The following is a 15,440-nucleotide window of genomic DNA, read 5'->3' as shown; positions in this document are numbered from 1 at the left end:
CAGTTTAACGCAACAATATTCTGGAGCAGTAGCCTTAGATTCAGGTTATTTAACGACCCCGATTTGCAAAGGCCTTCAAGATCGAAACATTCGCAGTATGTGTGTCCGCAACAGTAAGAATTGCCCTACCGAACTACGGGATGGACGGAGCACCTTAGAATTAGCAAAAGAAACCCGAAGTCTCATAAAAGACGTGGGTTTCTCGTCAATCTGAGTAGCCTTTAGGACTACTTTTTATTTCCCAATATTAAACCAACCGGGCATTGCTTGAATTACATTCCAAAGTTTTTCTGGAATATTAAGCTGGTTGAGTTTCGAAACGTTCAACTCAGAATCTACCTCGGCTTCACGTCCATTTGCGACCTTTTCAACCCAGTTAGGATCCATAATTAACGCATGCCCAATGGCGACTAGCGGCAATCCTAATTCCGCAGCTTGAAGAGCATCATCCGGTGTTAGTATGGAACCAGCAGCCATCACAGGTATCTTACCGTTTGCTCTTTCAAGAATTAATTCAAGCCGTGTTTTTTCATCTTGACTATCTACTGGCTTTGAAGACACATTATCTAATGAAGCATGAATATAATCTAAATCCTGTTCAACAAGGAAATCAATTAATTCATACGTGTCTTTCATACGTAATCCGTCCACTTTGTGGGATTCTTCAGGGGAAAGCCGGAAACCAATTATAAATGGTTTTGCAGCATGTTTTTCAATGACATTTTTGATTTCGTTAATAATCGCCAATGGAAAACGCAAGCGATTTTCAAGTGATCCTCCCCATTGGTCCGTCCGTTGATTCGTTGCTGGCGACCAGAAGTTTTGAATTAAAAATCCATGTGCCCCATGAATTTCGACGCCATCAAATCCGGCTTCAATCGCTCGTCTTGTTGTATCTCCAAAAGCACGTACAATCGACAAAATCTCCTCATGTGATAGTTCTCTTGTTTCTGGAGTTGAACCTAAATTAGTAATTTCGGGTTGCAATGCACTCGCACTAACTGCATCCAAATCGGGCAAAGCTTTATTGCCAGCATGAAAAATCTGTAGGATCGCTGGAGAACCTCCACTTTTCGCTGCTTCAGCTAATTTTCGTAAACTTGGAGTAAATTCATCATTGTACCCAGCGAATTCATTCGTAAAACCCTGCCCATTAGGTGTAACATGAGTACACCCTGTAATGACGAGTCCTACTCCATTCACTCTTTGTTTGTAATACTTTACTTCGTCATCCGAAATGGTAAGATCGTCATTGCTTGACCAGGTGGTCATAGGTGCCATAACGATACTATTCTTCATTGTTATTCCACTTCTGAATGTGAAGGATTCAAATAACCTACTGTATTTTTGATTCATTTCCTTAACCTCGCTATCATATTTTATTTTCTGTTTCAGTGTAATTGGTTACCGTTACAGTAGGTCAAGGATTTATTTTTATATGATTACATGTAGAATTGTTGTGTTTTCCATCTTTTCATGATATATATTTAGTTACAGTAACTGTAACTAAAGGTGGGACAAATAGATGTTGTATTCAATGACATATGTAGTGGAGAATTTAAATGTATCTGCAAAGACACTTAGGTTTTATGAAGAGCAGGGGATATTACCAAATATATCTCGTGACGAAAAAGGTCGTAGAGTTTATAACCAACAACAAATAGATTGGATTTCTTTTATTCGTTGTCTCAAAGAGACAGGAATGCCTCTTTCAAAAATCAAGGATTACAAGGAACTTTATGAATTGGGAAATAGCACCTATTTGCAAAGAGAAGAAATGTTGATGCAGCATAAATTGGAAGTTCAGAAGAAAATTGACGAAAGTCAAAAACACTTGGAAGAAATAAACTATAAACTAGCCATGTATGAACTTCAAAAAGAAGAGGTTATGAAAAACCCCAACTATAACTTTAAATGTCACGGTCACGGCCTGGAGATTAAGACGGTGAATTAATGTAATGTACTTGCGCTAACGGGAAACGTTAGTTTAACAACAGCGGCAGTCTAAGACTTTGTTTATTAAGTCTGATATGCTCCCCTTACGGTAGACAGGTGAAATAATAAAACCTGCTACTGTGAGGGGAGCTTTTTCATGGCTAGAGGAAAATATAATGCTTTGGAGAAACTCACGATTCTCGAAGAAGTATCAAATGGAGAGATTGGGTTTCTGGCTGCAGCGGAGAAATATGGGATTAATAAAACGACTCTGATGAAATGGCAGCGTCGGTACAAGCTCTACGGTTATGAAGGACTGGAAAGCCGTACACGTAACCGAAGTTATACTGCTGAGCTCAAGCTTGATGCAGTGAAAGATTACCTGGAGGGCGGGTTGTCCCAATACCAGATTATCGATAAATACAAGATTGCAAGTACAAGGCAACTCTTCAACTGGATAAAGAAGTATAATGGTCATAGCAGCTTAAAAGCCTATAGAGGAGAAGCAAAAGCTATGACAAAGGGTCGCTCTACAACGTGGAAGGAACGGATCGATATTGTTCAATATTGCCTGACACATCAGCATGATTACCATAAGACAGCGGGGCAGTTTCAGGTCTCCTACCAGCAAGTGTACCAATGGGTAAAGAAGTTCGAAGATGGTGGTCAGGATGCGTTAATGGATGGTCGGGGAAGAAAGAAAGAGCCTGAAGAGTTAACGGAGGCCGATCGCCAAAAACTCGAGATGAAGAAGATGGAATATGAAATCGAACGGCTTCGGGCGGAGAATGCGTTTCTAAAAAAGTTGCGGGAATTCCAAAGGAGGCGAAATGAAGTCAATACCGTCAAGAGAACGTCTATCTTGCCATTCAAGCGCTTCGGGAAGAAGCGTCGTTCAGCGTTCAACTTCTATGTGAAATTGCAGGTATTCTACGCTCTAGCTATTACAAGTGGCTGAATCGCAAACCCAGTTCTCGTGAACAGGAGAATGCAGAACTGACACATGTCATGATGTCCATTTACGAGAAAGTTGAGCGTATCTTTGGATATCGTCAATTAACGCTACATCTGCGAAGCCAAACGAGAAAAACGATAAACCATATGTCAGAAGAAAATAAAGTATTAGACTGTCGAGGGCATTGAACTAACGAACAAAATAGTTTAATGGTAATGTCTCACGAAGGAGTATTACCAGCGAAGCTGACACCCCAGCTAAGTAGATGAGAAAACCGGATCCATGCAGGGGAATCCGGTTTTCGTAAAATCTATGTTCAAACACTGGCGGTTCCATTCCGCCGAATATTGATTTACACTTTCGATGCCAGGTATTCTGCCAATTGATCGAAGGTTCCGACGAAACCATTCAGCATGTCATTATGCATAGACTCGAACGCTTGTAGCTCCTCCTCTGTTGCAGAAAGAGGCGTACCGTGCATGGTTAGTGTTGTCTTGCCATTCTGCTCTGTAAACGTCAGAGTGTTCAATATTTCTAGAGGCCATGTCTGACTGAATGGTGGTCGGATCGTATTGCCTTCTTCGTCAGAGAAGGAATTGGTGTACACTACTTTTTCAGGCGCTATAATTTCGCGGTAAACGAACTTTCCCCACATGACATGCCCTTCGGCTGATGTTTGATTGTAATGAAAAATACCGCCCGGACGGACATCGGACTTTAAAACATTTAGTGTCCAGTCCTTCGGGCCCCACCAATGTTTAAGGTGCTCCCCTTGCGTAAACGCTTGGAATACAAGCTCTCTCGGTGCATTAAAAGTACGTGTGATTACTAATTCGTTGGATTTGGACATGTTCATTCCTCCAGGAAAATTCACTAGTATTTAAGAAGCTCAAAGTGCGCGTTCTACTTGCTTCGCTTGATTTGTTTGATTCAACAAGCCAGATTTCTGTCTTTTATGATAATAAACGTAGGAGCCTGCGATGATAATATAGCCGATAAGGAAACTCAATCCGGCCGAAATGCCGTCCTCAGCGATGTTTGAATACATAGCGCCCGTCAAATCGAAGATCAATCCAGCATACGCCCATTCCTTGATTCGTGGGAAGCCTGGGATAAGAATCGCTATGATCCCTAATATTTTCGCAATTCCGAGAAAGGGAAGAAGATAATCGGGATAACCCAAATGCTTGAAGAGTTCAACCGCCTCAGGTACAGATGCGGTATCGGTAATCGCGCCCATCCCCATGAATACCACCACTAGCCCGGTAAAAATCCAGTAAGGTATCGTAATTTTTTTCATTGGATTTCAGCCTCCTTAGATTACCCCATAAATTGTTCTTATAAAGGTCAAGCGTCAATTTGGCCTCACAATCGCGTCGTACTAATCAACCAAACTTTTTTCCTCCCTCCACTAGGACTAAACATTTCTTGCATAATTTCTGCCTATCGTCATCGTTCACTCCCTTTCTTTTCAATTCTTCAATAAGCTTCCAATTGGTCGAATCTCTCCTCCCAGAGGTGGCGATAGGACTCTACCCAGATATCGATCTCCATAAAAGGCTGGGGACAAAGCTTATAGATTCGACGATTGGCGACCGCTTGCATTTCAACAAGGCTAGCTTCGCATAACAAACGAAGATGTTTCGATGTCTGCGGCTGACTGAAGCCAAGACGATCGGCTACTTCCCCTACGGAAAGGGAGCCTTGACGCAGCAGTTCAACTATACCCAGGCGATTTGGCTCAGCCAGAGCACTCCATGTCGAATTCATGTATTGAATATACTTAATAAGGAATATACCTGTCAAGGAATATTTAAAATGTATTTTTGTTTCCTTCGTTGCCCACACTATCGAAACGTAAAGGGAGGAACTGACCAAAGATTCTCCGTGGTAAACGGTCAGATTTTGCTTATCTCAAAGTTTGTTCCAACATCTTAGAGCAGAAACAAAGGTTGAGGTACAATAGTAGCAAAGAAGCTTCGCAATGTACTTACAGAAAAGGAGTTTAAAAACGATAACTACGACGTGGTTGGGCAGGCGAAAAACGTTCTATACGTGATGATTGTCAGGACGTTCCTTTATTTTGGCGTTTGGACAAGCGAATTTATCGATATTAAGTTTTAATGTTCACTTTCAATACTGCAAATTCGGATTATAAAGGAAAAGGGAGCAAAGACCGCATCGTTCCTTTCCCTTAATTGTTCAAGGAAACCGGCCTGTTAGCCTCAATGGTTTTACCTAAGGAAAAAATTTGTATAACCGCCCCTAGGCAAAATGCTAGGGATTGAATCACCAAACCGTCTGCAACCTTACTGTATAAATTTAAATAGGAGTTCATTTTAAATATGCATTGACAAGAATATTCCTGAACAGGTATATTTAATTCAGCAGGAGAAAGTTACTCTGAATCAAGGAGATGATTAGAGAAGAAACTATTAAATATAGAGGTGAGCATCATGTCCGGCAAAGGACCGGGAATGGACATAACAACTCTGAGTGCTTTAGCTGAATCGAATCGTATGAATATCGTTCAACTGTTGCGCGATGGTCCTCTGGCCGTGGGAGAAATCGCCGATCGGCTGGGGCTTCGACAACCACAAGCGTCAAAGCACCTGAAAGTGCTAAGCGACAGCGGGATTGTGGAAGTGCGAGTCGATGCGAACCGTCGTATCTACACGCTCCGGTCTGAACCCTTCCAAGAGTTGGATTCTTGGGTGCAGTCCTTCCGGCATCTTATGGAAGATAGGTTTGATAACTTGGACAATTACTTGCGTGAACTGCAGAACAAGGAAAAACCATAATATCATTTCATTGGAGGATCATAACAATGTCAAATAACGTAATTTCGAGCGTAGAGAACGATCGCGTCCTGGTGCTGGAGCGCGTATTCGATGCGCCACACGATCTCGTATTCCGGATGTTTAAGGAGCCTGAGCATCTCAAGCGTTGGTGGGGACCGAAAGGCTGGGAAATCCCGGTCTGTAACATCGATTTCCGTCCAGGCGGCGTGTGGCACTACTGTATGAAGTGCGTTGATCAGAATCAAAGTCAGTTTTACGGCATGGAATCATGGGGGAAAGGCGTTTATAAAGAAATTGTCGAGCCGGAGAAGATCATCTACACCGATTATTTCTCAGATGCCGAAGGCAATATAAACGAGTCCATGCCAGCGCCCCTAATCACGATGGAATTTATCGATCTAGGCGGCAAGACCAAATTGGTAAACCGTTCTGAATATGCGACGGTAGAGGCCCTTAAAACCGTCATGGACATGGGCATGCTACAAGGAATCACCGAAACCTGGAATCGCTTGGGCGAGTTGCTGGAGTCACTTAAGTAAAGTTTAGTTAGAAAGAAAACCTTCGAGCTTGACCTGTAAATTATTCCATATGAGGAGTGTTCAATTATGATTTACAAAATTGGCCAAGTTATGTTGTATGTGAATAACCAAGACGAATCCAGAGATTTTTGGACAGAAAAATTAGGATTCGAGGTCATTGCAGAAGAAACCAATGGTCCGATGAAATGGATCGAAGTCGCTCCTAAGGGTGCAGCAACTAGTATTGTTCTTCATAGTAAGGAGTTCGTTGCCAAAATGAACCCTGAAATGAATCTCGGAACACCATCTATCATGTTTTACACGGAGAATTTCGATGTGTTGTATAGCGATCTGAAGAACAGAAACATTAAGGTTGGGGAAATTGTGGAGCTTCCCTCCGGCAGAGTCTTTAACTTCGCAGATAATGAAGAAAATTACTTTGCTGTATCGGAAAAGAAATAAGATAGTTTAACAAGTTACGACAGCAGCTAATCAAAATGATCAGCTGCTTTTTTTAATGCGGTCCAGCTTTTGAGGAGCTTAAGAGGGACATCGAGGCCTACATCCATTTTTACAACAACGAACGGTTACAAGCAAAACTAAACGGCCTCAGTCCAATGGAATACAGGACCAAGACCGCCTAATTAATTTTATTATTTGTACTGTCTACTTGACGGGGTTCAGTTCAGTCTTGGGCTGCCGCTGCTTCATTTTATGGATCAGTCTAAAACTAATTTTTCAGTGGCTGACGATTCTTTAATACAAGAACCGCGTTAAATCAACTACTCCGGTCTAATACTTTATTTTCACCCAACATTTATGAAAAATCGTAATGAAGATAGAACCTTTAATTTAATGATTGCAGCTTATCGTTACACGAACAATAATCTTGTCATGGACTGGAAATGGAAGCGCAATTCAGATGCCTCGGATGGCCATCAAATGCGTATCATAGATTTGGATAATGATGGAAAAGATGAAATTGCTGAAGTCGGCTTTGTCCTTAATGGCGACGGTACATTACGTTACTCTTTGTATGATCAAAATGTACGCCATGGCGATCGGTTCTACATCGGCAAGTTTGATCCTAATTCCTCCCGATATTATGGTTATGGGATTCAACAGGATAACAGAAACGGTTTACTCGAGTATTATTACGATGCGTCTACGGGTAAAATGATTTGGCAGCATACCACCACTCCACCCGCATCGGATGTTGGGCGTGGTGATGTTGGAGATATTGACCCTCGTTATCCGGGATTTGAGACTTGGTCATTCTCGGGAATATACAACGGTTCAACCAACACACAGATTACAACTGCCGATTCTGCACCTTGGCCTGCTTTACGAATATGGTGGGACAAGGACCTCTTAAGTGAAAGCTTACATGAATCAAAACTTGAAAAGTGGAACTATAATACAAAAAGTGTTTCTCGTTTACTGTCTACTTATAAGCATCATAATGCGACATTAAATTATAGAAAAGCTCCCTTGTTCTACGGTGACATTTTAGGGGACTGGCGTGAAGAAATCATCATGACCAATAATGATGGCTATTCGAAGCTCATTATCTTCACAACGAATATCCCTACAAGCACAAGACTCTATACGCTAGCTCAAAACCCGGCCTATCGAAACAGCATGACGATTAAAGGCTACGTACAATCTCATTTGACAGATTATTATCTGGGAGATGGAATGTCTAATCCTCCGCAACCCGATATTAAGCTTACACCGTAGCAAAAAGTCGATCCAAAGAAATCATAAAGATATTTCTGAACCACTTGCCGCCAAAAACGGCTAGTGGTTTATTTATATTATCTATGCAAGGAAACCAATTTGAGATTTCTGTTATGGTTTGTTTGAAGCTGGTAGAGAGGAATGTTTGATATCCTATAAGAGGGGGATTATGCCCGATTCTGGGGGACAGGAACGTTAGCCACTTCAGTCATCGCTCCAGAGCTTGCATTCACCATACAATCGATTTGGAGGCTTTCTTCTTCACGCCCACAAATTCATATTTCTCTTGAAATGCCGCCAGACCCAGCATAGTCACCGTCCTTCATTCCGTCTGTTTCCATATACTGCATCACTGTCGCTGAACAGCATGCCATACCAGGACCCAGAGGCAGTATCCACAATCCCTCCCTGCGCGATGCCCGAATCTTTTAATACAACCTTTCCTGTAATAAGCAATCAGCACGATAGCATAATTGAATGCAACCTTCTCCGGAAGGCCAGGCTATTAGAAAGACATAATACTTATGCTCTATTAGATCGCTTTCTAGTTACTGTAGTTAAGATTCTAGGAGCGTATTCTTCAAAAAGAAGCCCTTTATATAATTAAATTTATACTGTGCAGCTTTGAAAAAGCTCAATAAACTTCTGAGCTGCTGAAGAAAGGGGCAAATCTTTTTTGATAGCAATACTTAGAAACCTTTTAGGTATGGTTTCTTGGATTGGTACTATGAATAGCTGTTGTTGATCCAAATCGCTGCGAACAAAATCCTCGATTACACATGATATGCCCAAACCTTTTTTAGCAAACTCAATTAACAGTTCCATGGTACTCAGCTCTACTTTAGGTATTACTTTTAAGCCATATGAAGTGAAAAAGTTGTCAATATATTTTCTTGTATTAAGTCCTTTCTGCATCAGAATGATCGGGTAATTTACTACTAGTTCTTTTAAGAATATTGGTTTATCACATATTTCTTTAAATCTCTCACCTACTACAAAACAATCTTGTATTTCTATTTTTCCAATCACCGTCAGAGAATCTCTGCTTCCGTTCAGATTGATGATTCCTATGTCAACTTCGCCTGACTCTAGCTGCTTAATTGTAGAATGAGTAGATTGATCTTTGATATAAATCTCGATATTGGGGTAAGCCAAGGAGAATGTTTCTAGGTATTGCATCAAGAAGTTACTACAAGCTGTTGTACTTACGGCTATTTTTAGTTGGCCAGCATCTAAATTCCTTAATTCCGAAAATTTTCTTTCAGCCGCCTGTAATAACTCATGGCTTTGTTCTACATATTGAAATAATACCTCTCCTTCCGCAGTAAGGGACACTCCTTGTGCTCTTCTATGGAACAACTGTCCACCTAGCTTATTTTCAAGTAATTTTATGGATTGACTAACTGCCGATTGTGATGTAAAGAGTTCCTTTGCCGCATTAGACATACTTCCAGCTTTTACTGTGATATAGAAGATCTTATAGAGTTCATAATTAATATCCATATAAGTAATTAGTATACCTCCTATACTTATTATTAATTTTACTTATTATACTGCGTGAATTATACTCGGGTTGTCAATGATTAATCGATAAATTGAGAAAGTGATTAATCTAGTTCCCATATTTAAGATATATTATTGACTCATCTATAGAGAATATTCAATCTTCAGAAGGGGATAATACTGAATGTTTCTGATTTCTATTCCATTGCTCTCTAAATAGGAGGTGGGATTACTTTTGCAATGGACACACTTGAAACCGTTCTTTTGGTATTTTCTCGTGGTTCTAAAATCGGATAAACGATTTAATGAAGCACTTCGTTCAATTTCCAATTGGCTAATCGATCAAAGTAAGAGAAAGGGGAACATGCATGGCTATCGTATTCATAATTTTCGCATTATTGGCAGGAATGGCCTTACCTACACAATTTAGTGTTAATGCGCAGCTAAGGACGGTGGTGGGGTCACCTATTGTTGCTTCGGCCATTTCTTTTACAGTAGGTGCCATCTCATTAATAATCATATCTTTTTTTGTAAAAGGACCATTGTTCAAAAAAGAATGGTTTGAAGCTCCCTGGTGGATGTGGACAGGAGGACTACTGGGTGCTTTCTATGTATTGGCGACAACCATTCTTATGCCCAGAATAGGAGTAGCAGCTACGGTTGGATACGTTTTAGCTGGACAAATAATCGTGTCAGTGATCATTGATCATTTTGGATTAATTGGTGCTAATATGCACACTTTGAATATACCTCGATTATTGGGAGCTTTTTTGGTTATAGCAGGAGTCTTTATTGTACAAAAATTTTAAATGCACTTGGGGGAAACGTACATGAGTAAAATAAGAAAAGACTTTCTGTGGGGAGGAGCTATTGCTGCTAACCAAGCAGAAGGTGCACATCACAGGGATGGAAGAGGGTTAAGTACCGCTGATATTCAGCCGTTTATTCCAGGGGCTGATCCTACTGATCTACATTTTAATAACATGGATTCAGAAACATATGAAAAATACAAACATGGGACATACTATTTCCCTAAGCGCCAAGGAGTACATTTCTACGAAAGATACCGTGAGTATATTGATGTATTAGCGGACATGCATGTAAAAACATTGCGATTGTCTATTTCTTGGAGCAGGATTTTTCCGAATGGGGATGATATCGGTCCAAACGAGCAGGGTTTGGCCTTCTATGATCGATTATTTGAGTACATGAAAGAAAAAAATATTGAGCCGATCGTCACGATTTTCCATTATGAAATGCCATTAAATTTGGTTGAGCAATATGGCGGTTGGACGAACCCGAAACTGATTGATTTCTTCGTGAAGTATGGGCAAACTGTCCTGCAAAGATATCACGAAACCGTTAAATATTGGATCATTATCAATCAAATTAACCTTGTCCACAAAGAAGCATTTGCCTCCCTTGGCATACTGAAAGATAAAGTTGATCATTACGAGCAGTCTCAGTTTCAAGCGGTTCATCACCAATTCGTTGCTTCTGCAAAGATTACTGAGTTTGGCCACAAGCTAAACCCATCCCTTCAAATGGGAATGATGTTGGCTGATACATTAACCGCCCCTTATTCATGTGAACCTGCAGATGCCGAACTGAATTTCAGACGGAATCGAATGCAATATTTCTACAGCGATGTTCTGATTCGAGGAGAGTATCCAGAATATGCATTGACGTATTTCGAAGACCATGGCATCCGGTTGGAAATTACTGAATCGGAGAAAGAACTGCTTCGGAACAATACAGCCGACTTCCTTGCAGTCTCATATTACTGGTCCAATACCGTTAAAGCTAGCGAGAATACGATGGACCCTAATTCTACCGTCAAAAATCCCCATTTGAAAGCGAATCGCTGGGGCTGGTCCATTAATGCTTCAGGATTATATCTCTGCATGTCCAAGTATTGGGACAGGTATCATGTTCCCATGATGGTGGCTGAGAATGGTCTTGGTTTTAAAGATGTTTTAACAGAGGACAACAAAGTTCATGACGATTATCGTATCGAATACCACCAGGAACATATTGCTGCGCTGAAAGAGGCAATACGTGAAGGGGCAGATGTTTTTGCCTACTGCAGTTGGGCCCCTTTTGACATCATCAGTGCAGGTACTGCAGAAATGAGCAAAAGATATGGCTTTATTTATGTGGACTATGATGATGAAGGTAAAGGAACTGGGCAATTCCATTATAAAGATAGCTTTTACTGGTATAAGCAAGTCATTGATACAAACGGCGAGAATCTTCATGTAATCACCAGCGATTAAGATGAGAACTGACTAGTTGAATAAGGCATCCCTGGATCATTTATCGTACCAGTTAACGGTATCTGGAGGAATGATCCGGGCACTTAAAATGGGGGGGATAACAATGAGTTATCAAAAATTGGCAAAGGATATTCTGGATGGTGTAGGAGGTAAAGAGAACGTCAATGCGGTTTGGCATTGTGCCACAAGACTGCGTTTCAAATTAAATGATGCCAGTGCTGCCAACACCAAAAAGATTGAAAACACAGATGGAGTCATTACTGTTGTCAATAGTGCTGGACAGTATCAGGTAGTTGTCGGTAATTCTGTATCTCAAGTCTACGATGAACTAACTTCATTACCTGGAATGGCAGTACATGTGTCTGCCAACGCTGAAAGCGCTTCAGAAAAAAGAACTGGGAAATTCAATCCTGTCAGTCAATTAATGGATTTTGTTTCGGCCGTATTCACTCCTTTCCTGGGAGCTTTGGCTGGAGCAGGAATTTTAAAAGGTATTCTGGCTTTATTTACAACAATGAACTGGATATCGATCGACAGTGGTGCGTATAAAGTATGGAATGCAGCAAGTGATGCAATTTTCTACTTCTTGCCGATTTTCTTGGCATTTACTGCGGCCAAGAAGCTGAAAGTCAATCAATTCGTAGCCGTTTCGTTAGCTGGTGCACTCATTCATCCGTCTTTAGTAGAGATCGTATCCAATTCACAAACGATTGATTTCTTTGGCATACCGATCATACCAATTACGTATACGTCGTCTGTGTTTCCGATTCTGTTGTCGATCTGGGGCCTCTCTTACTTGGAACCTTTGTTGAACAAATTCTTTCCGGAATCGATTCGTAATATGTTAACCCCTCTGTTTTCGCTAGTGATCATGTTGCCTCTAACTTTGGCTGCTATCGGCCCTATAGGCACAAAGATCAGTGACCTGTTCGCCATGGTATTGTTGGCAATCTACGGGTTCTCCCCATTACTTGCTGGGTTGGTTTTAGGAGCGTTCCATCAGTCGATCGTCATTTTTGGAGTCCATTGGGCGCTGATTACGCTGATGATAAACAATGTCGCTAATCAAGGATACGACCAATGGTTGCCAATTGTATGTGCAGCTGTACTTTCTCAAGCAGGTGCTGCTCTCGGCGTATTTTTGAAAAGCAAGGACGCCAAAATCAAAGGCCTATCGGGTTCCGCAGCGATCACAGCCATATTTGGAATCACTGAACCGGCAATTTACGGCGTAACACTTAAATTAAAGCGTCCATTCTACTGTGCAATGATTGCCGCCGGTATTGGAGGCGCTGTCATTGGATCATTTGAAGTACACGCATCCACATTTACATTTCCTAGCTTGTTGGCTATTCCAACGTATTTAGGCCAAGGTTTCATTGGAGAAGTCATCGGATTGATTATTGCATTCTTTGGAGCCGTCATTTTAACCTATTTCTTCGGTGTATCTAATAAGACTGGGACGAATTCCATAAGCGTTCAAGCAAATCCAAACGACGTTGTGGTACCTGTGGATGGCCAAATTGTTCCTTTAAGCAGTGTGAGCGATGAAGTGTTTGCGTCTGAAGCGATGGGTAAAGGAGCAGGGATTGTTCCAATAAGCGGAATTGTTACAGCTCCGGTAAACGGAACGGTAAGCAGCGTGTACAAAACGGGGCATGCGATTGGCATTGTATCTGATTCCGGTGTAGAACTTTTGATCCATATCGGTATTAATACCGTTAAATTAAAGGGACAACACTTTAAACCATTGGTTAAGGAAAATGACAGAATTACGATTGGAGACAAATTAGTTGAGTTTGACTTGGAGCAAATCAAGGCTGCAGGTTATGATCCTACGGTAATGGTTATTGTTACGAATTCATCTAATTATGATCAAGTGCATGTGAATCTGGAGGATCCAAATTCAAAACAGTTATTACATGTGATTCCTGCAGAACCTGGGGTTTCATCTTCAAATTTGGTTTAACACAGGACAGCATGGATTTGATCTTGGAAGTAAATTGAAAAAAACGTATAACAACCAGCTATAGCTACTATAGTTGGTTGTTTTTCTAGTAGATAGTTCTGTTGCTAACGAAGAAAAGGATTGAGATATTACGAATGCCTGGGTAGTTCAGCAAAGTATTGGACAATAAAGTCTCGAAATAGCCTTATCGACTTCGAGAGGTAATGAGTCTGCTTCCAGGACAATGTAATTCAAAGCCTCTTGAAACACGTTGATCCAGAACAAAAAGCAAACCCACAATTGTAACAGGCCTTGTGGGAACAGGGAAATCAATCAAACTGGAACTTTTCATCTGTAAATGAACAGCGTGCCAACAATGTAGGAGACATGCCTCAATGCTGTGGTAGAGCCTGGTTTACACCTTTAACCGGAGTGGATAAACCAGGTCGCGAACGCACCTCTACTTGTTGATGCACAAGACATATGGGAGAACTAAATCAACACTTGTTTGGCTGGTATCGTATCCGTTAATAGTATTTTCTTTAACCGACCACGAATGAAGTTGTAATTCCGTATGATAACCAACACATCTTTTTGCTAGCAAATGATAGATTCAATGTCTACAATTCCCCCCCCGGAAGAGGTGTCTTGCTTTGAAATGCACTGGTTTCGATACTAATGATGGAGGAATGGATCAATATGTTAAACCTAAATAAATTATTGCGTAATAGATTAGGAATAAGTTGGGATAATGAATTGGAACTTGAAGATTTAAATAGTATTATTGAAAAAACAGCAAAAACAATTCCATTTGAGAATTTAAGTATTATAAACAATTCGTCGAGTAAAATAACACCTGAAAATCTATTAAAAAAAATAATCGAACGCAATGAAGGTGGACTTTGCTATGAATTAAATTCATTATTTTATTTCTTTTTAAGTGAAAATGGGTATAATGCAAAGCTCATTCTCTGTATGAGGTACGACTATACTAGTCGAAGCTAGAGTGCTATAGGAAAAACACATGTTGCTATTATAATCAATCATAACGATAAGTTGTACCTCGTCGATGTTGGGTTTGGAGGGTATTCACCATTAAAGATTGTTCCTTTAAATGGAGATAAGGTGACTTCTGAAAATGGGGAATTTAAAGTAATGAATATAAGTAGTGGGTATGGGGATTTCATTTTTTGTATGAAAATGAGGTACAAGGATACTGAGTGGAAGATTGGTTATGCTTTTGATTCCAAAAACGCCATTCAGGACATAACTGAGTTAAATGAAGTTCAAAAGCTCACCGTTGAACATCTTGGATCGAACTTTAATAAGAGACCGATAGTCACTAAATTCACTGATAACGGAAACTTAACATTAACAGAGACTTCGTTCACTGAATGGGTGAATGGAGAAATGAAAAAAACAGAGATAATAGATAAAGAAACGTTTTGTAGTATTGCAAAAAACCATTTTGGCTTGTGTAACTCCTGCTTCTAAGAAATCCACGGATTGTATTAGATGACAAATAGCACGTAATAATGCTACTAGCATGCCATGACTGGGTGTGATGTGATTTGCCGGCGTAGCAGATACAATAGCAAGCTTTTAGAAACTGTAGTTTAGGTTGATTACGCACATTATATATTAAGGGAAGAGTATAAGATGGATTAACCCCATTTTATGCTCCGAATTGTTTTGATTATTTAAAAGGTACTACTTTGAATAAGCTCAATGAACTTTAACAAAAAAGACCCGCGTTTCAATGGT

At 40.5% G+C, this 15,440-nt stretch carries 15 protein-coding genes and 2 pseudogenes; 11 read left to right on the top strand and 6 right to left on the bottom strand.

Features of this window, described 5'->3' with window-relative positions; translation table 11 throughout:
• Nucleotides 1-234: 234 nt before the first annotated feature.
• Entirely contained in the window at nt 235-1,356 is a 1,122-nt protein-coding gene (locus ACWXW9_RS28365) for an NADH-dependent flavin oxidoreductase (RefSeq protein ID WP_494932102.1), read from the bottom strand.
• A gap of 169 nt (nt 1,357-1,525) precedes the next feature.
• Between ACWXW9_RS28365 and ACWXW9_RS28360 the strand changes: the two genes are divergently transcribed.
• Nucleotides 1,526-1,954, top strand: coding sequence for a MerR family transcriptional regulator (locus ACWXW9_RS28360; protein ID WP_494932101.1), 429 nt, complete (start codon nt 1,526-1,528; stop codon nt 1,952-1,954).
• Nucleotides 1,955-2,092: 138 nt separating this feature from the next.
• Nucleotides 2,093-2,893, top strand: coding sequence for a helix-turn-helix domain-containing protein (locus ACWXW9_RS28355; RefSeq protein WP_494932100.1), 801 nt, complete (start codon nt 2,093-2,095; stop codon nt 2,891-2,893).
• 349 nt (nt 2,894-3,242) lie between these two features.
• On the opposite strand, the gene ACWXW9_RS28350 is transcribed toward ACWXW9_RS28355, so the two are convergent.
• From ACWXW9_RS28350 to ACWXW9_RS28340, 3 genes are all read right to left on the bottom strand, one after another.
• Nucleotides 3,243-3,740, bottom strand: a complete 498-nt coding sequence (locus ACWXW9_RS28350; RefSeq protein WP_494932099.1) for an SRPBCC domain-containing protein — start codon at nt 3,738-3,740, stop codon at nt 3,243-3,245.
• Between the two features lie 39 nt (nt 3,741-3,779).
• Complete coding sequence (locus tag ACWXW9_RS28345) at nt 3,780-4,190, bottom strand: DoxX family protein (protein WP_494932098.1); 411 nt, start codon at nt 4,188-4,190, stop codon at nt 3,780-3,782.
• A gap of 179 nt (nt 4,191-4,369) precedes the next feature.
• Nucleotides 4,370-4,660, bottom strand: a complete 291-nt coding sequence (locus ACWXW9_RS28340) for an ArsR/SmtB family transcription factor (protein WP_494932103.1) — start codon at nt 4,658-4,660, stop codon at nt 4,370-4,372.
• Between the two features lie 686 nt (nt 4,661-5,346).
• Here ACWXW9_RS28340 and ACWXW9_RS28335 point away from each other — a divergent pair.
• The 5 genes and pseudogenes from ACWXW9_RS28335 (at nt 5,347) to ACWXW9_RS28315 (ending at nt 7,949) form a co-directional block, all read left to right on the top strand.
• Nucleotides 5,347-5,691, top strand: coding sequence for an ArsR/SmtB family transcription factor (locus tag ACWXW9_RS28335; protein WP_494932097.1), 345 nt, complete (start codon nt 5,347-5,349; stop codon nt 5,689-5,691).
• Between the two features lie 26 nt (nt 5,692-5,717).
• Entirely contained in the window at nt 5,718-6,230 is a 513-nt protein-coding gene (locus tag ACWXW9_RS28330; RefSeq protein ID WP_494932096.1) for an SRPBCC domain-containing protein, read from the top strand.
• Between the two features lie 66 nt (nt 6,231-6,296).
• Complete coding sequence (locus ACWXW9_RS28325; RefSeq protein ID WP_494932095.1) at nt 6,297-6,671, top strand: VOC family protein; 375 nt, start codon at nt 6,297-6,299, stop codon at nt 6,669-6,671.
• Nucleotides 6,672-6,751: 80 nt separating this feature from the next.
• Nucleotides 6,752-6,853 (top strand): annotated as a pseudogene (locus ACWXW9_RS28320) (IS3 family transposase); the annotation flags it as partial.
• Between the two features lie 175 nt (nt 6,854-7,028).
• The gene (locus tag ACWXW9_RS28315; protein ID WP_494932094.1) at nt 7,029-7,949 is read left to right on the top strand and encodes a rhamnogalacturonan lyase family protein; all 921 of its coding nucleotides are present in this window, start codon (nt 7,029-7,031) and stop codon (nt 7,947-7,949) included.
• A gap of 312 nt (nt 7,950-8,261) precedes the next feature.
• Here the strand turns inward: ACWXW9_RS28315 and ACWXW9_RS28310 are convergent, their stop codons facing one another.
• Nucleotides 8,262-8,405: a hypothetical protein gene (locus tag ACWXW9_RS28310; protein ID WP_494932093.1), complete on the bottom strand. Its 144-nt coding sequence runs from the start codon at nt 8,403-8,405 to the stop codon at nt 8,262-8,264.
• Nucleotides 8,406-8,558: 153 nt separating this feature from the next.
• On the bottom strand, nt 8,559-9,452 hold the full coding sequence (locus tag ACWXW9_RS28305; RefSeq protein ID WP_494932092.1) for a LysR family transcriptional regulator: 894 nt from the start codon (nt 9,450-9,452) through the stop codon (nt 8,559-8,561).
• Between the two features lie 368 nt (nt 9,453-9,820).
• Between ACWXW9_RS28305 and ACWXW9_RS28300 the strand changes: the two genes are divergently transcribed.
• From ACWXW9_RS28300 to ACWXW9_RS28285, 4 genes and pseudogenes are all read left to right on the top strand, one after another.
• Complete coding sequence (locus ACWXW9_RS28300; RefSeq protein WP_494932091.1) at nt 9,821-10,261, top strand: DMT family transporter; 441 nt, start codon at nt 9,821-9,823, stop codon at nt 10,259-10,261.
• A gap of 21 nt (nt 10,262-10,282) precedes the next feature.
• On the top strand, nt 10,283-11,728 hold the full coding sequence (locus ACWXW9_RS28295; RefSeq protein WP_494932090.1) for a glycoside hydrolase family 1 protein: 1,446 nt from the start codon (nt 10,283-10,285) through the stop codon (nt 11,726-11,728).
• Between the two features lie 103 nt (nt 11,729-11,831).
• Nucleotides 11,832-13,697: a beta-glucoside-specific PTS transporter subunit IIABC gene (locus tag ACWXW9_RS28290; RefSeq protein WP_494932089.1), complete on the top strand. Its 1,866-nt coding sequence runs from the start codon at nt 11,832-11,834 to the stop codon at nt 13,695-13,697.
• A 657-nt stretch (nt 13,698-14,354) separates the two neighbouring features.
• Nucleotides 14,355-15,170: pseudogene (locus ACWXW9_RS28285) on the top strand (arylamine N-acetyltransferase family protein).
• The last annotated feature ends 270 nt before the right edge of the window (nt 15,171-15,440 follow it).

The organism is Paenibacillus sp. LT-B23, from assembly GCF_059417685.1.
The sequence above is the reverse complement of the archived record's forward strand: the minus strand, read 5'-3'. Positions and strand labels throughout refer to the sequence as shown.